Origin of the sequence: Lactobacillus sp. JM1 (genome assembly GCF_009834385.1) — a bacterium.
GTDB classification, from domain to species: domain Bacteria; phylum Bacillota; class Bacilli; order Lactobacillales; family Lactobacillaceae; genus Lactobacillus; species Lactobacillus paragasseri.
The window spans coordinates 1,316,803-1,343,030 of sequence record NZ_CP044412.1 but is presented as its reverse complement, the minus strand read 5'-3'; the positions used below and the strand labels follow the sequence as shown (position 1 = coordinate 1,343,030).

The 26,228-nt window shown below is 35.3% G+C and carries 27 protein-coding genes and 1 riboswitch; of the genes, 22 read left to right on the top strand and 5 right to left on the bottom strand.

Features of this window, described 5'->3' with window-relative positions:
* Positions 1-3: 3 nt before the first annotated feature.
* Positions 4-945: a DNA-binding protein WhiA gene (gene whiA, locus F3I00_RS06895; protein WP_003648451.1), complete on the top strand. Its 942-nt coding sequence runs from the start codon at positions 4-6 to the stop codon at positions 943-945.
* Positions 946-998: 53 nt separating this feature from the next.
* Here whiA and clpP read toward each other — a convergent pair whose 3' ends face one another.
* The gene (gene clpP, locus F3I00_RS06890) at positions 999-1,586 is read right to left on the bottom strand and encodes an ATP-dependent Clp endopeptidase proteolytic subunit ClpP (RefSeq protein ID WP_003647009.1); all 588 of its coding nucleotides are present in this window, start codon (positions 1,584-1,586) and stop codon (positions 999-1,001) included.
* A 141-nt stretch (positions 1,587-1,727) separates the two neighbouring features.
* Positions 1,728-3,176 carry an APC family permease gene (locus tag F3I00_RS06885; protein WP_020806688.1) on the bottom strand — a complete coding sequence of 483 codons (1,449 nt, stop codon included), beginning with the start codon at positions 3,174-3,176 and terminating at the stop codon, positions 1,728-1,730.
* Between the two features lie 433 nt (positions 3,177-3,609).
* On the opposite strand from F3I00_RS06885, the gene F3I00_RS06880 reads away from it, so the two are divergent.
* The 10 genes from F3I00_RS06880 (at position 3,610) to F3I00_RS06835 (ending at position 13,740) form a co-directional block, all read left to right on the top strand.
* The gene (locus F3I00_RS06880; protein ID WP_020806687.1) at positions 3,610-4,641 is read left to right on the top strand and encodes a sugar-binding transcriptional regulator; all 1,032 of its coding nucleotides are present in this window, start codon (positions 3,610-3,612) and stop codon (positions 4,639-4,641) included.
* Between the two features lie 54 nt (positions 4,642-4,695).
* Positions 4,696-5,712 carry a type I glyceraldehyde-3-phosphate dehydrogenase gene (gap, locus tag F3I00_RS06875; protein WP_003647012.1) on the top strand — a complete coding sequence of 339 codons (1,017 nt, stop codon included), beginning with the start codon at positions 4,696-4,698 and terminating at the stop codon, positions 5,710-5,712.
* A gap of 102 nt (positions 5,713-5,814) precedes the next feature.
* The gene (pgk, locus tag F3I00_RS06870; RefSeq protein WP_003647013.1) at positions 5,815-7,026 is read left to right on the top strand and encodes a phosphoglycerate kinase; all 1,212 of its coding nucleotides are present in this window, start codon (positions 5,815-5,817) and stop codon (positions 7,024-7,026) included.
* 19 nt (positions 7,027-7,045) lie between these two features.
* Complete coding sequence (gene tpiA, locus F3I00_RS06865; protein ID WP_159311037.1) at positions 7,046-7,801, top strand: triose-phosphate isomerase; 756 nt, start codon at positions 7,046-7,048, stop codon at positions 7,799-7,801.
* 42 nt (positions 7,802-7,843) lie between these two features.
* A complete protein-coding gene (gene eno / locus F3I00_RS06860; protein WP_003647015.1) occupies positions 7,844-9,142 on the top strand; it encodes a phosphopyruvate hydratase in 1,299 nt (432 codons plus the stop codon).
* A gap of 123 nt (positions 9,143-9,265) precedes the next feature.
* Positions 9,266-9,499 carry a preprotein translocase subunit SecG gene (gene secG / locus F3I00_RS06855; protein WP_003647016.1) on the top strand — a complete coding sequence of 78 codons (234 nt, stop codon included), beginning with the start codon at positions 9,266-9,268 and terminating at the stop codon, positions 9,497-9,499.
* 82 nt (positions 9,500-9,581) lie between these two features.
* Positions 9,582-11,921 carry a ribonuclease R gene (rnr, locus tag F3I00_RS06850; RefSeq protein WP_020806685.1) on the top strand — a complete coding sequence of 780 codons (2,340 nt, stop codon included), beginning with the start codon at positions 9,582-9,584 and terminating at the stop codon, positions 11,919-11,921.
* Between the two features lie 14 nt (positions 11,922-11,935).
* Entirely contained in the window at positions 11,936-12,391 is a 456-nt protein-coding gene (smpB, locus tag F3I00_RS06845; RefSeq protein WP_003648457.1) for an SsrA-binding protein SmpB, read from the top strand.
* A gap of 17 nt (positions 12,392-12,408) precedes the next feature.
* Complete coding sequence (locus tag F3I00_RS06840; protein ID WP_020806684.1) at positions 12,409-12,978, top strand: GNAT family N-acetyltransferase; 570 nt, start codon at positions 12,409-12,411, stop codon at positions 12,976-12,978.
* A gap of 192 nt (positions 12,979-13,170) precedes the next feature.
* Complete coding sequence (locus F3I00_RS06835; protein ID WP_003648460.1) at positions 13,171-13,740, top strand: TetR-like C-terminal domain-containing protein; 570 nt, start codon at positions 13,171-13,173, stop codon at positions 13,738-13,740.
* On the opposite strand, the gene F3I00_RS06830 is transcribed toward F3I00_RS06835, so the two are convergent.
* On the bottom strand, positions 13,737-14,252 hold the full coding sequence (locus F3I00_RS06830; protein WP_003648461.1) for a hypothetical protein: 516 nt from the start codon (positions 14,250-14,252) through the stop codon (positions 13,737-13,739). The genes F3I00_RS06835 and F3I00_RS06830 overlap by 4 nt on opposite strands.
* Before the next feature lie 30 nt (positions 14,253-14,282).
* On the bottom strand, positions 14,283-15,143 hold the full coding sequence (locus F3I00_RS06825; protein WP_003648462.1) for a Cof-type HAD-IIB family hydrolase: 861 nt from the start codon (positions 15,141-15,143) through the stop codon (positions 14,283-14,285).
* A gap of 76 nt (positions 15,144-15,219) precedes the next feature.
* Between F3I00_RS06825 and F3I00_RS06820 the strand changes: the two genes are divergently transcribed.
* The 3 genes from F3I00_RS06820 (at position 15,220) to tsaE (ending at position 17,442) form a co-directional block, all read left to right on the top strand.
* Positions 15,220-15,915 carry a uracil-DNA glycosylase gene (locus F3I00_RS06820; protein WP_020806683.1) on the top strand — a complete coding sequence of 232 codons (696 nt, stop codon included), beginning with the start codon at positions 15,220-15,222 and terminating at the stop codon, positions 15,913-15,915.
* Positions 15,916-15,986: 71 nt separating this feature from the next.
* Positions 15,987-16,964 carry a phosphate acetyltransferase gene (gene pta / locus F3I00_RS06815; protein ID WP_003648464.1) on the top strand — a complete coding sequence of 326 codons (978 nt, stop codon included), beginning with the start codon at positions 15,987-15,989 and terminating at the stop codon, positions 16,962-16,964.
* Between the two features lies 1 nt (position 16,965).
* Positions 16,966-17,442 carry a tRNA (adenosine(37)-N6)-threonylcarbamoyltransferase complex ATPase subunit type 1 TsaE gene (gene tsaE / locus F3I00_RS06810; protein ID WP_003648465.1) on the top strand — a complete coding sequence of 159 codons (477 nt, stop codon included), beginning with the start codon at positions 16,966-16,968 and terminating at the stop codon, positions 17,440-17,442.
* A gap of 15 nt (positions 17,443-17,457) precedes the next feature.
* Here the strand turns inward: tsaE and F3I00_RS06805 are convergent, their stop codons facing one another.
* The gene (locus F3I00_RS06805; protein WP_003648466.1) at positions 17,458-17,991 is read right to left on the bottom strand and encodes a 3'-5' exonuclease; all 534 of its coding nucleotides are present in this window, start codon (positions 17,989-17,991) and stop codon (positions 17,458-17,460) included.
* Between the two features lie 118 nt (positions 17,992-18,109).
* On the opposite strand from F3I00_RS06805, the gene murB reads away from it, so the two are divergent.
* Genes murB through glmM form a run of 8 tightly spaced genes read left to right on the top strand, consistent with a single transcriptional unit; the run spans position 18,110 to position 26,082 of the window.
* Positions 18,110-19,015: a UDP-N-acetylmuramate dehydrogenase gene (murB, locus tag F3I00_RS06800; RefSeq protein WP_159311092.1), complete on the top strand. Its 906-nt coding sequence runs from the start codon at positions 18,110-18,112 to the stop codon at positions 19,013-19,015.
* A gap of 59 nt (positions 19,016-19,074) precedes the next feature.
* Complete coding sequence (locus F3I00_RS06795) at positions 19,075-20,166, top strand: ABC transporter ATP-binding protein (RefSeq protein WP_020806681.1); 1,092 nt, start codon at positions 19,075-19,077, stop codon at positions 20,164-20,166.
* Positions 20,167-20,169: 3 nt separating this feature from the next.
* Positions 20,170-20,982 (top strand): ABC transporter permease, encoded by an 813-nt coding sequence (locus F3I00_RS06790; protein WP_020806680.1) that lies wholly within the window; start codon positions 20,170-20,172, stop codon positions 20,980-20,982.
* Positions 20,979-21,776, top strand: a complete 798-nt coding sequence (locus F3I00_RS06785; protein ID WP_003647028.1) for an ABC transporter permease — start codon at positions 20,979-20,981, stop codon at positions 21,774-21,776. Before F3I00_RS06790 ends, F3I00_RS06785 begins: the two co-directional genes overlap by 4 nt.
* Positions 21,773-22,846, top strand: a complete 1,074-nt coding sequence (locus F3I00_RS06780; protein WP_003648470.1) for a PotD/PotF family extracellular solute-binding protein — start codon at positions 21,773-21,775, stop codon at positions 22,844-22,846. The genes F3I00_RS06785 and F3I00_RS06780 overlap by 4 nt, the downstream gene beginning before the upstream one ends.
* 42 nt (positions 22,847-22,888) lie before the next feature.
* Complete coding sequence (cdaA, locus tag F3I00_RS06775) at positions 22,889-23,737, top strand: diadenylate cyclase CdaA (RefSeq protein WP_003647030.1); 849 nt, start codon at positions 22,889-22,891, stop codon at positions 23,735-23,737.
* The gene (locus F3I00_RS06770; protein ID WP_003648472.1) at positions 23,734-24,702 is read left to right on the top strand and encodes a YbbR-like domain-containing protein; all 969 of its coding nucleotides are present in this window, start codon (positions 23,734-23,736) and stop codon (positions 24,700-24,702) included. The genes cdaA and F3I00_RS06770 overlap by 4 nt, the downstream gene beginning before the upstream one ends.
* Positions 24,703-24,726: 24 nt before the next feature.
* Positions 24,727-26,082, top strand: coding sequence for a phosphoglucosamine mutase (glmM, locus tag F3I00_RS06765; protein WP_159311036.1), 1,356 nt, complete (start codon positions 24,727-24,729; stop codon positions 26,080-26,082).
* A gap of 14 nt (positions 26,083-26,096) precedes the next feature.
* Positions 26,097-26,159, top strand: a riboswitch (Fluoride riboswitch).
* The last annotated feature ends 69 nt before the right edge of the window (positions 26,160-26,228 follow it).

Below are 26,228 nucleotides of genomic sequence, written 5' to 3'. Positions count from 1 at the left end.
TTAATGGTTTCATACGCAAGTGATGTAAAAAAAGAACTTACTAGTCTGCCAGTTCATCCAGAACATGCTAAGGCAGAATTAGCAGCTTTTTTGCGAATGAACGGAGTACTTAGTCTTCATGACCATCAATTTAGTCTAGATATCACAACTGAAAATCCAGCCATTGCTAGAAGAATATTTTCTTTAATTAAAACAGCCTATGGAATCGAGCCGCTGCTAATTGTTTCTAAGAAAATGAAGTTAAAGAAAAATTATCAATATTTAGTTAGGCTTCAAAAACAAGTTCATGAAATTTTAAGTGATCTAGAGATATTTGACAGTGATAATGGCTTGATTACCGGAATTCCTGAGAAGATTATGACATCGGAACAAAGGGCAATGTCATACTTAAGAGGAGCTTTTTTAGCAGCTGGAAGTGTGAATAATCCTGAAACGAGTCGATATCATTTAGAGATCTATTCTCTTTATGAAAATCATAATAATGATTTACTGGAATTAATGAATAGTTTCTTTTATTTAAATGCAAAAGCTACAAAAAGACGTAATGGATATATTGTATATTTAAAAGAAGCTGAAAAAATTGGTGATTTTCTACATATTGTAGGTGCCGTCAATGCAATGTTAGCATTTGAAGACTTAAGAATTATGCGGGATATGCGTAATTCGGTGAATCGGTTAGTAAATTGCGATACAGCAAATTTGAAGAAAACCGCGAATGCAGCAGCTAAGCAGGTTGAGGATATTCAATTAATTGAAGAAAAAGTGGGGTTAGAAAATTTGCCAGAAAAATTGGCAATCCTAGCACACTTTAGATTAATGCATCCTGAACTTTCACTCAAAGAAGTTGCAGCTCAGGTTCCAGATGGCCCAATTTCAAAGTCAGGAGTTAACCACCGTTTTCAAAAAATTCGTGAAATGGCGCAACAGTTAAAAGAAGAAAATTAGTCAAAAAAATAGAGCTCACATCTATCGTGAGCTCTATTTTTTGTTAAATTAAACTAGTCTTTCTTTTGGTTAACCAAAATTTCATCAATTAGACCATAGTCTTTAGCTTCTTCTGCAGATAAGTAATTATCGCGTTCAGTATCTTTAAGGATCTTATCAAGAGGTTGACCAGTAGTTTCATGTAATATTTGGTTAAGCTTCTTACGACTCTTCAAGATTTCATTAGCTGCAATTTGAATGTCTGTTTGTTGACCTTGTGCACCACCTAAAGGCTGGTGAATAAGAACTGTTGAATTTGGTAATGCAAAACGTTTACCTTTAGTTCCGCTAGTCAAAAGAATTGAAGCCATTGAAGCAGCCATACCAATTGCAATTGTAGATACATCTGACTTAATAAAGTTCATTGTATCCATAATTGCGAGACCAGAAGTAATAACACCGCCTGGAGAGTTAATGTATAGAGAAATATCTTTAGTATTGTCTTGTGCATCTAAGAATAAAAGTTGAGCGATGATTGAGTTGGCCATTTGGTCGTTAATTTCACCGCTAAGCATAATAATCCTATCTTTTAATAATCTTGAGTAAATGTCGTAAGCACGTTCACCACGTGCAGTTTGTTCAATAACTGTAGGTACGAGCATTAATTTTACCTCCTAAACAAAATTAGCACTCTAATAAGTACAGTGCTAATTAAATCATTTACTTTTAATCATGTCAACTAATCAAACTTAATTTTATGTAGAAAAAATGAACGATATAGCAAGCATATCGTTCATTTAAAGTTACTTCATTAATGGGTTAGTTCCATCTTCTCTTTTTTTGATTGCTGGCAAAATTAAGCCTAAAACAATCAAGATAATTGGAGTAATGATGTTAAGAAATAGGGTAAATGGATCTGGTGAGTAGATTCCTAAAATACAACATGCTGCTGTAACAATAAAACACCATATCCCAGCTGTATAAGCTAATCCTTGATTCTTTGTCATTTGGTAAGAAGTATCAAACTTCTTTTGTTGCTTTCTAAGTGCAATATATGCTGCGAATACCCATAAGTAACGCATTGGCATTGTAGTTGAATTTAATTTAACTAATTGAGCCATAACTGCCTGTGCATCAGGTAATAAAGCTTGTGCTGCAATTAAACCACCTGAAAGAATTACAACCATCCAGATACCGTTAATGTAGGCACCATGTTTATTTATCTTAAGAAGCTTCTTAGGAATGAAGTTTTTAGCTTCTTTACTACCTAGTAGCATTCTTAAAGGAGCATCAATACTAATAACTAAAGTAGAGAATTGGCCAATAACGTTACACCATGAATAAATATACATAAATAAACCACCAACATGGTAATACTCGCCTAAACGTTGAAAGGCCATGTAAGCACCATTTGAAATATATTCGTTTAGATTGTTGTTAACAACTTTAGGATCAAACATTAAAGCCATAGCAAAAGTTCCTAAAATTGCAGAAACCATGACCATAATTGCTAAAGCCATCATTGCTTTAGGAAAGTTTTTGGTTGGATTTTTAACTTTGTTTACATAAGGAGATATCTTTTCACATCCACCGACAGCAAAAACTAAAATTGAAAGAGATGTTAAATATTTAAGGTTGAATGTGGGCATTAAACTCTTCCAATTAAAATTGATTGAGTAATAACCAGCATGGGGGTTAATTGCTGGTGCAGCAAACATCATAATAATAAATAAAATTGACATGATGAACATTGATGATCCAGCGATAGTGGCTAAACTTTTAAGTACTGGGATACCTTTAGTAGTAACCCAGCAGAAAAAGAGGAAGACCACTAAAGTGGCAAATTGAGTCCAAGCAGTTGGAAGACCATCATACCATTTAGTGTTGCCGAAGATTCCCCAAGCCATGGCTCTTAAGCCACCAGTACCTTTACTTGAAATATATACTACGTGGCATGCCCAATATGTCCACCCAGCGTAATAGGCCCACTTTGCACCCATAGTAGCATTAACCCATGAGGAAACACCACCATTAGCATTTTTAAAAGTTGCACCTAGTTCTCCAACCATTAATGCATAGGGAACAAAATATAACAGGAACATTAATATCCAGCTGAATATAACTTTGGTACCGTCAAAGTAAACATAACCGTTAACAACGTTACCGAAGCCCCAGACAGTTGAAAATGCCATCATCGCTAGCGTTGGCCAGAGCATTTTTTTGGCATTAGACTTTTTTTCTTCTTCGATCATAAAATAACCTTTCTGTCTATGTACATAATTAACACCAAATTTAATTATAACGAAAATGCTTACAGATGATAGATTTTTTCTAAATAAAGTGACAAAATACAAAAAAAGACAGCCAGATTGACTGACTGTCTCGTACTATGCGCCCCCTGAGAGTCGAACTCAGATTTTAAGAACCGGAATCTTACGTGCGATCCATTACACTAAGGGCACGACAAACTAAAATAAGTATATCAAAAAAAGAAGAAAGTACAAATTAATTATTCTGAAGGATATATCTTGAATTTAAAAAAAGATATTGCTATACTAAAAAATGTCGAGAGAGAAATGTGAATCTGAAGTTAATCAATTCGCGTCTCTCTAATATTTTTAAGCTTTTTGGGTCGCTGACCGTCATATGGCGGTATCAATTTTGACCCAATAGAGGGAGCGAGCAATGGACTCGGATTTAACCTTGTTGCAAAGCTTAGTTCCTGATGTTTTAAAAATAATTCGGCAACGTTTTCTTGTTCTTGAACAGATTTCGCTGTTAGCTCCAGTTGGGCGACGAGTTGTTGCTAAAAAATTAGGATTAAGCGAGCGCAATGTGCGAACTGAAACTGATTATTTGCGACAATTAGGTCTGATCAATATTCAGAGCTATGGGATGGAATTAACTGATAAAGGAAAGAGAACTTTAAAAGAAGCTGCTCCATTAATTGATCGTTTATTCAATGCAAGCCAAACTGAAATTGAATTGGCACAGAAATTGGGTATTGATCGAGCAATTATTGTTCCTGGTGATATGGATCGGCAAGAGCGTGTAGTTGATTTGATGGGTGAACAACTTAATTCTGCTCTGGATCTTCTTTTACCGCTAGGAAAAAGTATTATTACCGTATTGGGTGGTACTACCGTTGCTGGAGTAGCTCGTCATCTTTCTCCTAAATTAAGTCGCTATCGCGATTTGTTGTTTGTTCCTGGAAGGGGAGCAGTTGGAGAAAGTGTTGAAATTCAAAGCAATACTGTAGCTCAGATGATGGCATCTGAAACGGGGGGTAGGCATAAAGGCCTATATCTACCAGAAAATGTATCATCTGAAGCCTTGACTTTATTACTTCAAGACACAGATATTGCGAATGCGATTTCAAACATTTATAATAGTGATATGGTGATACATGGAATTGGTAGAGCAGATGTCATGTCAAAGAGACGTGGCTTAGATGTTATGACTAATTCTAAGCTTCGAAATGATGGAGCTGTGGCCGAATGTTTCGGGTATTTCTTCGACCAACAAGGTAGACTTGTTAAACGTATCCCACGTATTGGTCTTCAACTAGAAGATTTAGATAAAATACCTCATGTATTCGCAATTGCTGCTGGTGCCAGCAAGGCTGCAGCAATTGTGGCTTACATGCATCATGCTCCCAAACAGACGTGGTTGATCACGGATGAAGGAGCCTCAAACTTGGTTTTAAAGGGGAAGTAATTCCCGTTTAAAATAAATTGTTACTTACATATTTCCTAAGGAGGAATATAGGATATGACAGTTAAAATTGGTATTAACGGTTTCGGCCGTATTGGTCGTTTAGCATTCCGTCGTATTATGGATTTAGGCGAAAAGTCTTCAGATATTGAAGTTGTTGCAATCAACGACTTGACTACTCCAGCACTTTTAGCTCACTTACTTAAGTACGACTCAACTCATGGTACTTTCAACCACGAAGTTTCAGCAACTGATGACTCAATCGTAGTTGACGGTAAGAAGTACCGTGTTTACGCTGAACCACAAGCACAAAACATTCCTTGGGTTAAGAATGATGGCGTTGACTTCGTTCTTGAATGTACTGGTTTCTACACTAGCAAAGCTAAGTCAGAAGCTCACCTTAAGGCTGGTGCAAAGCGTGTATTAATTTCTGCACCTGCTGGTTCAGACTTGAAGACCATTGTTTACGGCGTAAACGATGATACTTTGACTGCTGACGACAAGATTGTTTCAGCTGGTTCATGTACTACTAACTCATTAGCACCAATGGTTAATGCTTTACAAAAGGAATTCGGCATTGAAGTTGGTACTATGACTACTATCCACGCTTACACTTCAACTCAAATGCTTTTGGATGGTCCTGTACGTGGTGGTAACTTACGTTCTGCTCGTGCTGCAGCTATCAACATTATTCCTCACTCAACTGGTGCTGCTAAGGCTATTGGTCTTGTTGTTCCAGAATTGAACGGTAAGTTGAACGGTCACGCACAACGTGTTCCAGTTCCAGATGGTTCTGTAACTGAATTAGTTTCAATCTTAAGCAAGGATGTAACTGCTGACGAAGTTAACGAAGCAGTTAAGAAGTACGAAAGTCCTTCATTTGCATACAACGACCACAACATCGTTTCTAGCGACGTTTTAGGTATGACTGCTGGTTCAATCTTTGACCCAACTCAAACCATGGTAACTACTGCAGGTGACAAGCAATTAGTTAAGACTGTTGCTTGGTACGACAACGAATACTCATTCACTTGCCAAATGGTTCGTACTTTATTGAAATTTGCTACTCTTTAATCATTAATTAATTATTGATTTTAGTAAGCAGACGAGAGAAGGCGGAGGGAATTACTTCCTCCGCCTTTTTTCAAATAATCTATCGGAGGTAAATTAATTTAAATGGCTAAATTAATCGTTTCAGACCTTGATCTTAAAGGTAAAAAAGTTTTAGTTCGTGTTGACTTCAATGTTCCAATTAAAAATGGTGTTATTGGTGATGACAACCGTATCGTTGCTGCTTTGCCAACTATTAAGTACATTATTGAACATGGTGGTAAAGCAATCTTGCTGAGCCACTTGGGCCGTGTAAAGTCAGATGCTGACAAGAAGGAATTATCATTACGTCCAGTAGCAGAACGCTTAAGTGAGTTATTAAAGAAGCCTGTAACTTTTGTACCAGAAAATGAAGGTAAAGAAGTTGAAGAAACCATCGATAAAATGAAAGATGGCGACGTTATTGTTCTTGAAAACACTAGATTCCAAGATATTGACAATGACTTTGGTAAACGTGAATCTAAGAACGATCCAAAACTTGGCGAATACTGGGCAAGTCTTGGCGATGTATTTGTAAACGACGCATTTGGTACTGCTCACAGAAGTCACGCTTCAAATGTTGGTATTGCAACTGCTATGAAGAAAGCTGGTAAACCTGCAGCAGCTGGTTTCTTACTTGAAAAGGAAATCAAGTTCTTAGGTGATGCTGTTGAAAACCCAGTTCATCCATTTGTAACTATCCTTGGTGGTGCAAAAGTATCAGATAAGATTGGTGTTATTGAAAACTTAATTCCTAAGTCAGATCACATTTTAATTGGTGGTGGTATGGCTTACACATTCTTAGCTGCACAAGGCCACAAGATTGGTAAATCATTATTTGAAGCTGATAAAGTTGAACTCGCAAAAGAATTATTAGCAAAAGCTGGCGATAAGATTGTATTGCCTGTAGATAATGTTGCAGCAACTGAATTCTCAAACGATGCTCCTCACGAAGTTGTTGGTGATGATATTCCTGACAATGAAATGGGTCTTGATATTGGTCCTAAGACTGTTGAAAAATTTAGAGACATCTTAAAGGATGCTAAGACTGTTGTATGGAATGGACCTATGGGTGCATTCGAAATGCCAAACTACGCAGAAGGTACTTTGGAAGTTGGTCGTGCATTAGCTGACTTGAAGGATGCTGTAACTATTATCGGTGGTGGTGACTCAACTGCTGCTGCTAAGCAATTGGGAATTGCTCCTAAGATCAGCCACATTTCTACTGGTGGTGGTGCTTCACTTAACTACCTTGAAGGTAAAGAATTACCAGGAATCGCTTGTGTTTCTGACAAGTAAAATTAGGAGGAATTTTTAAATGCGTACACCAATTATTGCTGGTAACTGGAAATTACATATGAATCCAGAACAAACTGTTGAATTTGTAAATGCAGTTAAGGGTAAGTTACCAGATCCAAGTAAAGTTGAATCAGTTATTGCTGTACCTGCAGTTGATCTTTATGTTTTAAAGAAAACTGCTGAAGGCTCAAACTTACATACTGGTGCAGAAAATGCATACTTTGAAGTTGAAGGTGCATTTACTGGTGAAACTTCACCAAAAGTTTTAAACGAAATGGGTATTGACTACTGTATTATTGGTCACTCAGAACGTCGTGGCTACTTCCACGAAACTGATGAAGACATTAACAAAAAAGCTAAAGCTTTATTTGCTAATGGCGTAACTCCAATTATTTGCTGTGGTGAATCTCTTGAAACTCGTGAAGCTAATAAGCAAGAAGAATGGGTAGTTGCTCAAATCAAAGCTGCTTTAGATGGTTTGACTGCAGAACAAGTTTCTAAGCTTGTTATTGCTTATGAACCAATTTGGGCTATTGGTACTGGTAAGACTGCTTCTGCTGATCAAGCTGAAGAAATGTGCAAGACTATTCGTGAAACTGTAAAAGACTTGTACAACGAAGAAACTGCTGAAAACGTTCGTATTCAATACGGTGGTTCAGTAAAACCAGCTAACGTTAAAGAATTAATGTCTAAACCTGATATTGATGGTGGTTTAGTTGGCGGTGCTTCACTTGATCCAGAATCATTCTTAGCATTAGTAAACTACCAAGATTAATTAACAATTTATTTAAACGGAATTAGAAAAAGGAGAATCTCCATGTCTGTTATTACTGATATTCACGCACGTGAAGTTCTTGACTCTCGTGGTAATCCAACTGTTGAAGCAGAAGTTTATACTGAATTAGGCGGCTTTGGTCGTGCTATTGTTCCATCTGGTGCTTCTACTGGTGAACATGAAGCCGTAGAATTACGTGATGGTGACAAGTCTCGCTTTGGTGGTCAAGGCGTTTTAACTGCTGTTGAAAATGTTAACGGCGAAATTGCTAAAGCTGTTATCGGTTTAGATGTTACTGATCAACGTTTAATCGATCAAACTATGATCGATTTAGATGGTACTCCAAATAAAGGTCGTTTAGGTGCTAATGCAATATTATCTGTTTCATTAGCAAGTGCTCGCGCTGCAGCTGATGAATTAGGCTTGCCTTTATACGAATACTTAGGTGGTCCAAATGCTCATGTTTTACCAACTCCAATGATGAATGTTATCAATGGTGGTAAGCATGCAGATAACAACGTTGATATTCAAGAATTCATGATTATGCCAGTTGGTGCTAAATCACTTCATGAAGCTGTTCGTATGGGTGCAGAAACTTTCCATACTTTGAAGGGCTTATTGCAAGAACGTGGTGAATCAACTGCCGTAGGTGATGAAGGTGGTTTTGCACCTAACTTGAAGAACAACGAAGAACCATTTGAAATTTTAGTAGAAGCTATTCAACGTGCTGGCTACAAACCAGGTCAAGACATTGCTATTGCCTTTGACTGTGCTGCTTCTGAATTCTACAACAAGGATACTAAGAAGTATGTAACTGTTGCTGATGGTCGTGAATACACTGCTGAAGAATGGACTTCATTAATTGAAGATTTAGTTGATAAGTACCCAGTTATTTCCGTTGAAGATCCTTTGGACGAAAACGATTGGGAAGGTTGGAAGACCTTTACTGAACGTTTAGGCGATAAGGTACAAATTGTTGGTGATGATTTATTTGTTACTAACACTAGTTACCTTGAAAAAGGTATTAAGATGGGTGTTGCCAACTCAATCTTAATTAAACTTAACCAAATTGGTACTTTAACTGAAACTTTTGAAGCTATTGAAATGGCTAAGGAAGCAGGTTACACTGCTGTTGTTTCTCACCGTTCTGGTGAAACTGAAGATACTACAATTGCTGATTTAGTTGTTGCAACTAATGCTGGTCAAATTAAGACTGGTTCAATGTCAAGAACTGACAGAATTGCTAAATACAACCAATTAATGAGAATTGAAGAAGCTTTGGGTTCAACTGCTCAATACAAGGGAATTCACAGTTTCTATAATTTACACAAACAATTTTAATTAATATTTAAAGTGAAAGAAAAATGGGTGTCGCTTAAGGTGGCTCCCTTTTTCTTTTAGCATTCGTTAGTTAAATATGGTAAAATCAGTACAGTAAGAAATTTAGGTAATGGAGGCAGCGCTTTGTATAATATCGTCATGACGCTACTCATCATTGTGAGCTTTTTAATTATTATTGCTACATTGATGCAGCCGCAAAAGCAACAAGATGCCTTAAACGCATTGTCCGGCGGTGCAGTATTTAGTGGCCAGACAAAAAAGCGTGGATTTGAAGCATTAATGGAAAGAATTACCGCTGTATTGTTGGTTCTCTTTTTCGCTCTTGCTTTGATCTTGGCAATACTTTCATCCAAGTAAAAAAAGCCTTCCGGTCATAGGAGGGCTTTTTAATTTCTTTTAGCTTAACTTATCTTATAAAGAAATTGAGGCAAATTAGATAATGACACAAAATGAACGAGTTTTAGCTGATGTTTATGAGACATTCAGACATAATCCTCAAGAGCAATACGATGTAGATCAACTTGAAAATGATCTCAGCCGTAATCAAAGACTAAATTTTCCAGATTTAGTTAAAGCTTTAACTTTTTTAGAGCACAGTAAAAAAATTGTAACTGATGGTCAAGGAAAATATCAGTTGAATCAATTGAATACTGTTGCTGAAGGTACATTTAAAGCAAATGATAAAGGATTTGGTTTTGTTAAATTTGATGATGAAAGTATGGAAGATGCTTTCATTGATAAGCACAATACCAAGTTTGCAATTGATGGAGACCATGTTAAAGTAAAGATCATCGCAGGTGCAAATCCATGGAATGGCAGAGGACCCGAGGGTAAAATTGAGGAAATTACTGAACGTGGAGTTGAAACTTTAGTTGGTGAATTTCATCCGTATGCTGATGAAGTAGTAAAATCAAGTGGCTTTTACGGTTATGTTGTTAGTGAAAATCGTAAGTTAAAGAAATATAAGATTAATATCACCGATAACGGTGTTAAGCCACAAATGGGTGATATGGTAAAAATTTCTATTACCAAATATCCTAACGAAGATCAACCTGATGAAATGCAAGGTGTAGCTCTTTTAACTATTGGTAATAAGAATGATCCTGGTGTTGATATCATGTCAATTGTAGTTGACAATGATATTCGAACTGATTGGCCTGAAGATGCTATGGATCAGGCAAATAATATTCCAGATCATGTAACAGAGGAAGAAAAAGCAAAACGTGTTGATATTACTGATCAACCTGCTGTAACAATTGATGGGGACGATTCGAAAGACTTTGATGATGCTGTAGTAGTTTGGAAGCTTCCTAATGGTAATTATCACCTAGGTGTACATATTGCTGATGTGTCCCATTATGTAAAAGAAGGAAGTCCTTTAGATAAGGAAGCTTTTGCTCGTGGTAATAGTACTTACTTAGTTGATCGTGTTATTCCAATGCTTCCATTCAGATTATCAAATGGTATTTGTTCGCTTAATGAAGGCGTTGAACGTTTGGTTCTTTCATGTGATATGGAGATTACACCAGAAGGTAAGCGTGTTGGTTATAGAATATATCCATCAGTTATGAAATCACATGGTCGTTTAACATATAACAACGTTAATAAAGTTCTTGATCCAAATAATCATGAAAAACTAGAACAAAAATATAAAGACGTTGCTCCAATGCTTCATGATATGGCTGACTTACACAGTATTTTATATAAGCAACGGCATCAACGCGGTGCAATTGATTTCGAAGAACCAGAAGCTAAGATTATTGTTGATGATAAAGGTAAGCCAACTGATATTGTTCTTCATGAACGTGGTACTGCTGAAAAAATGATTGAATCGCTTATGTTAATGGCGAATGAAACAGTTGCTGAAGATTATTACAAGAAGCATGTTCCTTTTCTTTACCGTGTTCACGAAACTCCAGATCAAGAAAAGATGCAATCATTCTTTGAATTTGTAAGTGCATTTGGCTTAAATGTAAAAGCTGATCCAAATGATGTAAAACCAAAAGATTTACAGAAGGTGGTAGCTAAGACTGAAGGTACACCTGAAGAAGCAGTTGTGCAAATGATGATGCTTCGTAGTTTGAAACAAGCACATTATTCTCCAGAACCACTTGGTCACTTCGGTTTGGCAGCTAAATACTACACTCACTTTACTTCTCCAATTCGTCGTTATTCTGACTTAATGGTCCACCGAATGATTCATGAATATGCTGATAAAAAGATGGATAAGGATGTCCAAAAGCATTTCAAGTCACAGCTTCCTGATGTTGCTGAACAAACTTCAACACAAGAAAGAAAGTCAATTGATACTGAACGTGGTGTAAATGATTTGAAGATGACGGAATTCATGGCTGATAAAGTTGGTCAAACTTTTGATGCTATTGTTTCATCAGTAACAAGTTTTGGGATGTTTATTCAATTGCCAAATACTGTTGAAGGTTTGATTCATATTTCTAACTTAAACGATGATTATTACAACTTTGATGAAAAGTCATTGACTTTAACAGGTCGCAATTCTCACAAGCAATTTAAGATTGGAATGCCAATTAAGGTTAAGTTAATCAATGCAGATGTTGAGCAACATCAATTAGACTTTGAAATTTATGATCCAAATGCCAAAAAACGTCCGCAAAGAGGTTATAGTCGCGGTAAGCGTAGCTTTAATAAGGGACATAGAAATAATAATGGTAAGAATAATAAATCTTTCCATGTAAATAATGGTCATAATTTTAAGATTCGCCATCGTCAGAATACAACTGTTAAAACTAATAAAAAGTAATTAGGAAGAAAACGATGAAACAAAAAGCAGATAACTTGATTGCTCAGAATAAAAAGGCAAATCATGACTATTTTATTAAAGATACTCTTGAAGCAGGAATCGCTTTAACTGGTACCGAGATTAAATCAGTTCGTGCTCGCAGAATTAATTTACGTGATGGATATGTTCAAATAATTAATGGATCTGCTTTTTTAGAAAATGTTCATATTAGTGAATATAAAGAAGGTAATCGCTACAATCATGATCCTTTGAGATCACGGCGCTTATTGCTTCATAAAAGAGAAATTGCTCGTCTAGCTGGAATTCAAGCTCAACAAGGAATGACAATTATTCCTTTGAAAGTTTATTTGAAGCATGGTTTTGCCAAAGTATTAATAGGCGTTGGTCAGGGGAAGAAGCAATACGATAAGCGACAAACAATTAAAAAACGTGATCAAGATCGAGAAATTCACCGCAAGTATGGAATTTAATTAAGTAGGTAGGTAAAATGATTAGAAAGGCAAAATTAACTGATTTCCCGTTAGTTTTTCCAATTTTAAAACAAATTTTTGATGAAATGGATATGGATACCATTAAAGCACTTCCAGAAAGTCAATTCTATGATTTGATGAAGCATGGCTTCTATTCACCTCATTATCGGTATTCTCATAATCGAATGTGGGTAGAAGCAGATGAAATGGATCGTCCAGTTGGGATAATGGTAATGTATGGTTATGATGATCAAGGACTAATTGATATTTCATTAAAAAGTTCATATCCTAAGGTCGGACTGCCTCTTGATGCAATCATTTTTTCAGATAAAGAAGCATTGCCACATGAATGGTATCTGGATGCTATTGCAGTTTCTCCCAAACATTGGGGAGAAGGTATTGGACAGCAATTAATTAAGTTTGCTCCTGAAGTTGCTAAGCAGAAGGGATATAAAAAGATCAGTTTGAACGTTGATCAAGATAATCCTAGAGCAGCTCGTCTGTATGATTACATGGACTTTAAAACAACTTCGACAATGACGATAGGAGACCGTATGTATAATCATATGGTTAAAAAAGTTAATTAAATCAAAAGAGAATTAATCGTAGGTTAAATAGATTAATTCTCTTTTTTGATTATTAAATTTAAAGAAATATTTAAAAATAACACTATTTATATTATTACTATTGTCTAGATTGATAAAACCTGATAAAGTAATAAAACTGTCAGTCATAGAAAGGTAGCGTGATCCTTTTTTTAGAAAGGAAATAAAAATGAGATGTTGGCAGAATTGGAAAGAGTTCAAATAACTTTACATAGTATGTTATCTGAACCAAATGTAAAGAAAGTAAATATTTCGAAACTTTGTAGTAAAGCAAAAATTAGTCGAAAAACTTTTTACTTACGATATGGAAAGATAAATAACTGTATCGAAGCCTGTATTTTGTTTGAATTAAGAAAAGAATTACGCAAAAACAAAAAAGAAAGTCTAAATCAACTTCTTAATGTTTTATGTGAATATATTCAGAAAAATAAACAGTATTTTTATAATGCTTATCATTTAAGTGAACAAGATTGTATGTGTGAAAAGATGAAAGAGCATTTCTTTCAGTATATTCGATCTTATGTTTATAAAAGAGGAAGTTTTTCAGAACTTATACTTAAACAATTGACCAACTTGTTATATGATCGAATTTGTTTTTGGATTAGCCATGGATGTAATAAAAACTATAGTTTCTTACTGGAAGAATTAGCGATTATTATTGAATTGATTGATTTTCAAAAACAAATTTGTTCTCATAAATTTCAAGTCTTTAATTTCTCACACTACTACTTAAACTACGACTAAGAGAGAGCGTTAACACTATTTTGAAAATTAAAAGTTGGTAGGAATAAAGGTTTAGTATGCCATTGTGTGAAGAGCAGACTAATTAAAATAATAAAAGGGACATCTTCGGGACGTGAAATATCACAGCTCCAAGTAAGTCCAGCATCAGTGACTAGCGAACAAACGCTAGCCACTTTTTTAATGCCTGAATAAAAACTATATCTGCCTTGTTTTAAACTTCCTTTAATCCAATAGTTTAATCTAGTAATATAGAATAAATTTGCAAACCGACTATTTATTTTCTTTACTTTGACTAGGGAGTGGTTGATTACATCAACGCTATAGCTAGTTAGAAGAAGATTAGAGTCTAAATAGAGCCGCCCAATCTCAACATGATTAATATCAGTGAGAATGATCGGTTGATTAAACTCATTAAGGTTTCCTTTTAAAATATAGACAATCTCTCCCTGGTGGTTTTTGACCGGGATTTGACCACAAGTTTGACCTTGGGTAAGTTGGACAGTATAACGCATAATTTCATCTGCCTTTAGGGAAAATTATGTTTATTTACAGAAATGGCGAATTGCATATGCAACACCATTCTCATTATTGGTTTTAGTAATAAAATTAGCAATTTTTTTGATTTCAGGTGCGGCATTTTCCATTGCAACACCAATACCGGCCATTCGAATCATTGATTCGTCATTAAGATTATCACCAATAGCCATCACTTCATTAGGCTGATAGCCCTGCAGTTTTGCGTAATCCATTAAAGCAATTCCTTTTTGAGCCTTAATATTATTTATTTCAATGTTAGTTGAAGAACTTGCAGTAACAATTAAATCACCAATTTTTTTAATTTCTTCGCGAATATGATTAAAGACTTTTGGACCATCTGGATGAAAAGCGACAAATTTCATTACTTCAAATGATGGCTTTTTAAGTAGGTCTTTAAAATCAGGGACGTATTTGATTTTCATGATTTCGTCGGAGCCAGCAGCAAAAGAAACTGCTTTTTTGAAAGTTAGTTTTTTATTAAGGTCAACTAAAAGATCAGAAAAGTTAGCGATCCTTCGCAAACGAGAATCAGAATAAACATGATCTGCTCCCACTATCTCAAAATAGAAGCCAGAATCTTTAAGTAACTTATTAATCTTGAAGCTCTCTTCTTTAGGTATTGGCTCATTTACAATTAATTTGCCCGCCGTATTAAAAACCATTGCACCATTTAAGTTAATGAACCCAGTGTGAAGTCCAGCTTTCGCCAATATTCCTTGCGACTCAGAAGGTGCCCGCCCAGTTGCTACTAAAAATTCGATCCCTTTAGCTTGCGCTTCTTTAATAGCAGAAATATTTTCAGATGAAATTTGCATTTGTTTATTTAATAGTGTGCCATCCATATCGCTTGCAATAAGTTTAATCATTTTAAGTCCTCCGATCTTTTATCTATATGATATCATGAACTTGGATTTCTTAGAGATACAAGAGGATAGAATAAATATGAAAAAATTAATTGGAAATGATTGGGATGAAATTTTAGCACCCGCTTTTGAGAGTGAACAATATCAAAAATTACATGATTTTCTAAAAAGTGAATATCAAACAAAACAGATTTTTCCAGATATGTATCATATTTTTACTGCTTTTAAATTGACTTCTTTTGCAGATACTAAGGTTGTGATCTTAGGCCAAGATCCTTATCATAACCCAGGACAAGCTACGGGAATGAGTTTCAGTGTTAACCCTGGTGTTGCTTTGCCGCCATCGTTAAAAAATATCTATAAAGAATTGTATGATGATGTTGGTGCCATTCCAGTAAATCATGGTTATTTGAAAAAGTGGGCAGATCAGGGAGTTTTATTGCTTAATGCAGTATTAACAGTGCCTTATGGAAATGCCAATGGCCATCAGGGAAAAGGTTGGGAAATAGTCACTGATGCAGCTATTAAAGCTCTTAGCGATCGCGGGAAAGTTGTATTTATTTTGTGGGGAAGATTTGCTCAAAATAAAATTCCGTTAATTGATGAAGAAAAGAATGTCATTATCAAGTCTGCGCATCCTAGTCCTTTTTCAGCAGACCGTGGTTTCTTTGGTTCCCGTCCGTTTTCGAGATGTAATGATGCCTTGACTAAATTTGGTGAGAGTCCAATTGATTGGCAATTGCCACAGGAAGTAAGCCAATCAGATATGGCATAGTTTTTGTTTTGAGAAAAAGCTTTGAAATTGTAAAATATTAGCTAGAGATAAAAAGAAAGGCTTAATTTGTTATGAAAGTATTTGACTCACTTAAGAAAAAAGCAGAAGAATCAAAAAAAGTGATTGTTTTTCCTGAAGGAAATGATGAGCGAATAATTAAGGCTGCTGTTCGTCTTGCAGAAGAGGGAATTGTTGAACCACTTTTGTTAGGAAAACCCGATGAAGTGATAAAATCTGCTGAAAAATTAAATGTTGATTTAGGTTCAATTGAGATTATCAATCCGGCTGTCTACCCAGACTTTGAAAAAATGTGCCAAGATTTTGTGGAATTAAGAAAAGGAAAGAATACTTTAGCAGAAGCAAAAGAAATTCTACAAGATGTTTCTTATTTTGGTACCATGTTAGTATATGAAGGAAAAGCTAATGGAATGGTTTCTGGTGCTACTCATTCAACAGCTAATACTGTTCGTCCAGCTCTGCAGATTATTAAAACTAAAAAGGGAATGAGCCGTGTTTCAGGTGCGATGATTATGGAACGTGGAGACGAAAAATATATATTTGCGGATTGCGCAATTAATATTGATCCTGATAGTGAGACATTAGCCGAAATTGCTTATCAATCCAGTAAAACAGCTGAAATGATTGGGCTTGATCCTAAAATTGCAATGCTTAGTTTTTCGACTAAGGGCTCAGCAAAAGGAGCAATGGTAACTAAAGTCCAAGATGCGACTAATTTAGTACATCAAAAATATCCAGATTTAGTTTGCGATGGCGAATTACAATTTGATGCCGCTATTGTTCCGCGCGTAGGAGAAGCAAAAGCTCCAGGTTCTGCAGTTGCTGGACATGCTAATGTTTTTATTTTCCCTGAACTTCAGTCAGGTAATATTTCGTATAAGGTTGCTGAGCGTTTAGGTGGCTTTAGTGCAATTGGGCCTGTATTGCAAGGATTAGCTGCTCCAATTAACGACTTATCACGTGGATGTAAAACAGAGGATGTATACTTATTAGCTATTTTAACTGCTGCTCAAGCAAACATGGAGAAGTAAAATGGAATCATTAGAAATAAATTCTGATGAACAAATGCAAAAATTAGGTCAGGCAATTGGAAAAAGTAGCCAGGGACATGACCTGCTCCTCTTATCTGGTGATTTAGGTGCTGGAAAAACCACTCTGACTAAAGGAATTGCTCGGTCATTAGGTATTAGACGTCCTGTTAAAAGCCCAACATTTACAATTGTTAGAGAATATCGTGAAGGTAAAATGCCACTGTTTCATATGGATATGTATCGACTAGAAGATGGTGACTTATCAAGTATTGATATGCCTGGATATCTAGCCGAAGACGGATTAGTGGTAATTGAGTGGCCACAATTTATTATTGATGATTTGCCAAACGATTATCTTGAAGTAACGATTAAGCGGATTGATGATTCATGGGATTCAACCAAACGAATAGTTGAATTTAAAGCTGTTGGTAAGAGAAACCAAGCTTGGTTATCAGATATAAAAAGATCTTTTGAATAATAAAAATGGTTAAGCTTAGATTGGCTTAACCATTTTTTTGATTGGATCATCTCCAACACGTTTATTTTCTTCAATTAAAATTCCCGCACAAGCTTCACTATCACTTAAAGCGTTATGGTGATGCCATAAGTTAATATTTAAAGCTTCTGACACTGTGTCTAATTTGTGATTAGGAAGATCAGGTTCGAACGCCTTGCTAGTTGCTAAAGTATCAATTGCAAAGTAGTGAGGAGCTGGAATATTATAGCGGGCGAGCGACTTTTCCATTACCCGGCAGTCAAACCGTGCATTATGAGCAGCTACTAACATTCCGGGTTGATACAATTTTTTTATTTTAGGCCAAACTTCAGCCATTGTTGGTGCATTTTTAACGTCTTCGGCAGTAATACCATGAACTCTGATATTTCGACCATCAAAAGGCATTTGCGGATTAATAACTGTATAAAAACGGTCGACAATTTCATTGTTTCTAACCATAACCAAGGCAAGAGAACATGCACTTTCAGGATGACTGTTTGCCGTTTCAAAATCCATTGCAGTAAAGTTCATTTTTATCCTCTAAATAAAATATTATTTTTCTTTTTAGTATAACACTTAAGGTAGAAAACTAGCTATTTATTGCGGTATGATTAAAGGGACGATTATTTAAGGAAAAGAGAGATTGAAAATGCAACTAATGGACTTAAAAAAACAGGGAATTGATATTCAAGAAAATATTCCATTGAGCCGCTTTACGTTTACTAAGACCGGTGGACCTGCGCAATATCTTGCTTTTCCTAAAAATTTAGATGAATTAAAAATCTTAGTGGAAACAGTTAAAACTAATAACCTCCCTTTGACTGTTATTGGAAATGCTTCTAACTTAATTATTAGAGATGGAGGAATTTCAGGTCTAGTTTTAATTCTTACTAAGATGGATGAAATTGTTGCTAACCAAGAAGAAGCAATAGTTACTGCAGATGCTGGCGCTAGAATTATTGATACATCTGAAGCAGCATGTGAGGCCGGCTTAAGTGGTTTAGAGTTTGCAGCTGGTATCCCTGGTAGCGTTGGTGGAGCTGTCTTCATGAATGCTGGCGCTTACGGTGGCGAGACAGAATTTGTCATTAAATCTGTTCGGGTCTTAACTCGTGAAGGCGAATTTAAAACTTATACTCACGATGAAATGGAATTTGGCTATCGTCATTCGCTAGTTCAGGAAACTGGAGATATAGTAATCAGTGCTACTTTTGGACTTGAACCAGGAGATAAGTGGGCCATTAAGGCTAAAATGGAATACTTTAATGGCTTACGTAGAGCAAAGCAACCACTTGAATATCCTTCATGTGGAAGCGTCTTTAAGCGTCCAACAGGCCACTTTGTGGGTCCAATGATAATTAAAGCGGGTCTTCAGGGAAAAAGAATTGGTGGTGCCGAAGATTCAATGAAGCATGCGGGCTTTATTATCAATGTTGGTGGTGCTACAGCTACTGATTATTTAGATTTAATTCATTTAATTCAAAAGACGATCAAAAAAGATTTTGATGTTGATTTGCAAACTGAAGTAAGAATTATAGGAAAAGAAAAAGATTAGATACTACGACAAAGCTACAAGTAACGGCTTGTAGCTTTTTTGATGAGATGGTGAAAAAGTTGAGCGATATTATTAAATTAACGCATGTGCGTAAAGAGTATGACGATGGGTTTGTGGCTCTAAAAGATATTAATTTAACGATTGAATCAGGGAAATTCTATTCTTTATTAGGGCCATCAGGATCAGGCAAGACAACTATTTTAAGAATAATTGCTGGATTTAGTGAACCAACAAGTGGTCAAGTATTTTTTGATGGAAAAGATATTACCAACTTGGATGCAGCCAAGAGAAAAATTAATACGGTTTTCCAAAATTATGCCTTATTTCCGCATATGAATGTTTTTGAAAATGTTGCTTTTGGTTTGCAAATCAAGAAAAAAGATAAGCAAGAAATAAAGTTAGCTGTTAAAGAAGCTCTTCATATGGTTCAGTTAGATGGCTTTGCAAATCGCGAAATTTCTGAATTAAGTGGTGGGCAGCAACAACGTGTTGCAATTGCAAGAGCAATTGTGAATCAGCCAAAAGTTCTACTTTTAGACGAGTCCTTATCTGCCTTAGATAAGCGTTTAAGAAAAGATATGCAATTTGAATTGCGTGAAATCCAAAAAAAGTTAGGAATTACCTTTATTTTTGTTACTCATGATCAAGAAGAGGCTTTGGCTATGAGTGATGAAATTTTTGTTTTAAATGAAGGAAAAATCCAACAAAGTGGAAGTCCAGTTGATATTTATGATGAACCAGTTAATGATTTCGTAGCTCGCTTTATAGGTGATTCAAATATTCTGAGCGGAAGAATGATTAAAGATTATGAAGTGGAATTCGGTAATCACCGTTTTGAATGTGCTGATGCAGGAATTAAACCAGGAGAAAAAGTAGAGGTCGTTTTAAGGCCTGAAGATCTAGATATTACTGATATTGAACATGGAAAGTTAAGAGTTATGGTTGAAAGTCAGCTCTTTTTGGGAGATCATTTTGAAATTAAGGCCATTGATAGTGATGAAAATGAATGGCTGATTCACTCGACTAATCCAACTAGCATTGGAAAAGAAGTAGGGGTATATTTTGATCCTGAGGACATTCATGTGATGCGTTTTGGTGAAAGCGAAGCAGAATTTGATAAACGTTTAGAGGCATATGAAGGAGAAGAGTAAGATATGAAAAAGAGTAGGCTATTTTTTCTTGTGCCTTATGTACTTTGGCTTGGTTTATTTGTTATTGCTCCGATTATTTTAATTACTATTAATGCCTTTAAAGGTGATGATGGTTTTACCTTGAAAAATTTCCGACAATTTTTTGTTAATGGAACTTTTTTGAGAATGACGCTAAATTCATTTTGGTATGCATTTTTAATTACCTTAATTACCTTGTTAATTTCCTATCCGATTGCATATATTTTAAGTCAAATGAAAAATCAGCAATTTTGGCTACTTTTGATTATTTTACCAACTTGGATTAATTTGCTTTTAAAAGCCTATGCATTTATCGGAATTTTCGGCAAGCATGGATTGCTAAATAACTTTTTAAAGCTTTTTGGTATAGCACCGGCAAATATTTTATTTACTGATTTCGCTTTTATTTTTGTAGCGGCTTATATTGAAATTCCATTTATGATTTTACCGATTTATAATGCAATTTGTGATATTAATCCGGCTGTAATTCAAGCAGCTTATGATTTGGGTGCAAGTAAGTGGCAAACATTTATGAAGGTTTTATGGCCACTTTCTAAATCTGGAGTTGAGTCAGGAATTCAAGCAGTATTTATTCCTTCACTCTCTTTATTCATGTTGACAAGATTAATTGGCGGAAACAGAGTAATTACGCTTGGTACTGCAATTGAAGAATATTTTATGACCACAATGAATTGGTCAATGGGATCGACAATTGGGGTTGTATTAATAGTCCTAATGGTAATTGTTATGCTATTTACTTCGTCTGATCATCGTCGTAAAAAGGAGATCAAGCTATGAAAAAAATAAAATGGTCTCGGATTTATTTTGCTTTTGTCCTTGTTTTGATGTATTTACCCATCTTTTATTTAATATATTATTCTTTCTCAAGTGGTCATAATATGGATCATTTTGAAAAATTTACTTTAAGTCATTATCAGGATTTATTTAACGATAATCGACTACTAGCAATTTTTCTAGAAACAATTTTATTAGCTCTCTTATCTAGTTTGATTGCGACAGTAATTGGAACTTTTGGTGCAATTGCAATTAGTCAGACTAAGAATAAAAAAGGACAAAAAACTTTATTAGCATTAAATAATGTTTTGATGGTTTCACCAGATGTAATTATTGGTGCCAGTTTTTTGATCTTCTTTACTTTTTTAGGAATTGGTTTGGGCTTTGGGTCAGTATTATTAAGTCATATCGCATTTTCAATTCCGATTGTTGTATTAATGGTTTTACCGCGTTTAAAAGAATTTGATTACTCTTTAGTCGATGCTGCTAGAGATTTGGGTGCTTCGACTTGGCAAGTTTATAGCAAAGTAATGATTCCAGCTATTACACCGGGAATTTTGGCTGGCTTTTTTATGGCTTTGACTTATTCATTAGATGATTTTGCAGTTACTTTTTTTGTAACTGGAAATGGATTTTCAACATTATCTGTAGAAATTTATTCACGCGCACGGCAAGGGATTAATTTAGAGATCAATGCCTTAAGTACCTTAATGTTTATCTTCGTAATGGTTTTGGTATTAATTTATTATGTAATTACTAATCACAAATCCCATATCGGTAAGGGGCGTGCACAATGAAAAAGTTATTGATTGGAATTTTAGCTATTTTAGCAGTTTGCTTGGGGTTAGAGGCTTGGGCTAAGAAGCTAGATAATAGTGGTGTTAGCGCCAATAATAAGAATTTAATTATTTATAATTGGGGCGACTATATTGACCCTAAGCTGATAAAAAAATTCGAAAAGCAAACTGGCTATCATGTAATTTATGAAACCTTTGATTCGAATGAAGCTATGTATACGAAGGTAAAGCAGGGAGGCACTGCTTACGATATTTGTGTTCCTTCTGATTACATGATTTCGAAAATGCGAAAGGCTAAGTTACTTGATAAAATTGATACAAAAAAAATTCCAAATTATAAAAATATCGGAAGTGAATTTTTGCATCACTCATTTGATCCTAAGAATACTTATTCAGTCCCATATTTCTGGGGGACATTAGGAATTGTGTATAATGACAAGTTTGTAAAACCTGGACAGATAAAGCATTGGAACGATCTTTGGTCAAAAGATTATCGTCATAATATCTTATTAGTTGATTCTGCTAGAGATATTATGGGACTATCATTAGCGTCGATGGGGAAGTCATTAAATACTACTAATTCATTAGATCTTAAATTAGCTAAAACTAAATTAGATGGATTAGGCCCCAATGTAAAGGCTATTATTTCTGATGAGCTAAAAATGTATATGATTCAGAATGAAGCAGCTGTTGGTGTAACATGGTCTGGTGAAGCGCGGACAATGTTAAATGATAATAAACATTTACATTATGTGGTTCCACCAGAAGGTTCAAACTTGTGGTTTGATAATTTTGTTATTCCCCGTACTGTTAAAAATAAAGCAGGGGCATATGCTTTTATTAATTTCATGCTTGATCCAAAAAATGCTGCTCAAAATGCCGAGTATATTGGTTATGCAACGCCAAATATCAAAGCTCAAAAATTACTACCTAAAGAGATAAAAAATGATAAGCAATTTTATCCAAGTAAACAAGCAATGAAAAATTTACAAGTTTATCAAGATTTAGGCCCTAAGAAAATTCAGGAATATAATGATCTGTTTCTTGAATTTAAAATGTATGGTCGATAAGACGGTAGTTTAGGTATAATTAAGGCTTAGGAGGGATGAGTAGTGAAATTTAACATCGAGCAAATATTTACTTGGCAAAATTTAATGAACATTATTGATATTCTGATTGTTTGGTATATTATTTATCGCTTAATTATGTTGGTAAGAGGAACCAAGGCTGTTCAATTAGTTAAAGGAATATCTCTAATTATCATAGTTAGAATTATAGCCGGATTATTACACTTACATACCCTAACGTATTTTGTTGATCAAATTCTCTCTTGGTCTGTAATTGGAATAATCGTTATTTTTCAACCAGAAATTAGACGTGGACTTGAACATTTAGGAAGATCGCCAATTTTTGGTGGCACAACTATGACTGAAAAACAGGCCGCTGAGAAAATGATTGGAGAATTAGATAAGGCGATTCAATATATGTCCAAAAGAAGAATTGGGGCTTTAATTACGATCCAGCAAAATACTGGTTTGGAAGATTATATTGAAACTGGTATTCCGATTGATGCAGATATTACTGGCGAGTTATTAATCAACATCTTTATTCCTAACACGCCATTGCATGACGGTGCAGTAATTATTAGAAACAATCGAATCGCGGTTGCTGCTGCTTATTTGCCACTTTCAGATAATAGTATGATTCCTAAAAAGCTAGGAACTCGTCACCGGGCAGCAGTGGGTATTTCAGAAGTTACTGATGCAATTACAATTGTTGTATCTGAAGAAACAGGTGGTGTAACAATCACTCGTAATAGCCAATTTATGCTTGATTTGACTAGAGAAGAGTATTTGAAGTACTTAAATGCTCAATTAGTTCCAAAGGAAGAAGAAGAGAAGCCAAAATGGTATCAACGAATTGTAAATCATGTTTGGAATTGGGGGTCAAATAAAAAATGAAAAAGTTTTTTGATAAACCTTGGTTCTATCGCATTGTTGCATTGATATTGGCAATTTTACTGGCCATTTATGTTTCGTCTAATCAACAGGGGTTTGTAACTCAAGGACGTCGAGAGGAAACTCTGAAAACTGCAACCAAGACGCAAGTAATTAAAGCTCCCCTGCAAGTTTCTGTTAATACTGATAAGTATTATGTAACTGGCTATCCCGAAAAAATAAATCTTACTTTAGAAGGATCAAATGCGCTGGTTACTTCAACTATTAATACTCAAAATTTTCGTGTTTATATTGATTTAAGCCATTTAAAAACTGGAGAACATACGGTACCAATTAAGGTAAATGGTTTAAGTACTCAGTTAACTTATAGTGTGAGTCCAAGTAAAGTGCGCGTAAACATTCAAAAAAGAAAATCTCGTACCCTTCCTGTACAAATAGAGTATAATAAGAGTGCTGTATCTCATGGGTATAATCTTGGCACAGCAAAGAGCGATCCAGAAGTTGTTAACATTACTGGCGCTAAGAGCGAAGTTAACCAAGTTGATCGTATCGTAGCTCGTGCAAATTTACCAAAGGGAATAGACAGCACATTTGAGCGTGAAGAAATGCTGGTAGCACTTGATAAAGAAGGACATCAACTCAATGTTGCTATTGATCCAGCAACAGCGCACATTACTATCCCAATTAACTTGTCGAAAAAAAAGGTTAAAATAAACGTGACGTCCAAAAATGAATCATCAACTCATGTTTATTCATTAACCGCGAAAGAAGAAACAGTTGAGATATATGGTGATGAGAATACGCTAAAGAAAATAACATCTCTTCCTTTAAAGGTTGATTTAAGTGGCATTAATCAAGATGTTACAAGAGATGTAACAATTAAATTACCAAAGGGCGTAGTTAAGGCTTCACCATCAGTAATACCAGTTCATATAAAGGTGACTGATACTACTGCTAAAAAGGAATAAAACAAGGAAAGGTTGTTAAAAATTATGCTTAAATATTTTGGAACAGATGGTGTACGGGGGGGTGCTAATGCTGGCTTAACTCCAGAAATGGCTTTTAAATTAGGTCGTGATGGAGGATATGTTCTTACCAAAGATAAAAAAGATGGTGAAAGAGCTAAAGTATTAGTTTCGCGTGATACTCGTATTTCTGGACAAATGTTAGAATATGCATTGATTTCTGGTTTACTTTCCGTAGGAATTGAAGTTTTAGAAGTTGGTGTGATTACGACTCCAGGCCTTTCTTACTTAGTTCGTGCTCAAGGTGCAGATGCTGGTGTTCAAATCTCAGCTTCTCATAATCCAGTTGAAGATAATGGGATTAAGTTCTTTGGTAGTGATGGTTTAAAACTATCTGATGCTAAAGAAGAAGAAATTGAAAAATTAATTGATGCGCCAGAAGACAAGCTTCCACGTCCTTCAGCTGAAGGTTTAGGTACTGTAACGAATTACCACGAAGGTGCTTCAAAGTACTTGCAATTTATTGAAAATACTTTACCTGAAGAATTAGGCGGAATTAAAGTTGTTGTAGATGGTGCAAACGGCGCAGCTAGTGCTTTAATTTCAAGATTATTTGCTGATATGGGCGTTGATTTTACTACAATCGCAACTCATCCCAATGGCTTAAATATTAATGATCATGTAGGTGCAACTCATACTAAGAAGTTACAAGAAGAAGTTGTAAAGCAAGGTGCTCAATTGGGCTTAGCATTTGATGGGGATGCTGACCGTTGTATTGCTGTTGATGAAAATGGTAACGAAGTCGATGGCGACCATATTATGTATGTAATTGGTTCATATCTTGCTGATCATGGCCGTTTAAAGAAAGATACGATTGTTACAACTGTGATGAGTAACTTAGGCTTTACTAAGGCTTTAGAAAGACGTGGCCTTAAGAATGTCAGAACTCAAGTTGGTGACCGTTATGTTTCAGAAGAAATGAGAGCTAATGGTTATAATCTAGGCGGTGAACAATCTGGTCATGTTATTATCAGTGACTATCATAATACTGGTGATGGAATGCTTACTGGATTGCATTTATTATACGTAATGAAGGATACCGGTAAGTCATTAAGTGAATTATTAAGCGACTTTAAGGAATATCCACAACGCTTAATCAATGTTCCTGTTAAAGATAAAAAAGACTGGAAAGAACATAAGCGTATTACCGAAGCAATTAAAAAGGTAGAAGAAGAATTGAGCGATGAAGGACGGATTTTTGTTCGTCCATCTGGGACTCAAAGTTTACTACGTGTTATGACTGAAGCACCAACACAAGAATTAGCTGATAAGTATTGTGAAGAAGTGGCTAAAGTCGTTGAAGAAGAGATGGGTTCAAAATAAACTGCCTTGATTAAATTATAATAGGTGATGGCGTTCACCAATTTAACCGATTAAGATCTGACGACGCCTACTTTCTTATGTGTAATAAGGGAGTAGTGTCGTCTTTTTTTGTATAATAGAAAGGAAAGCGAACGTTTACATAGGAG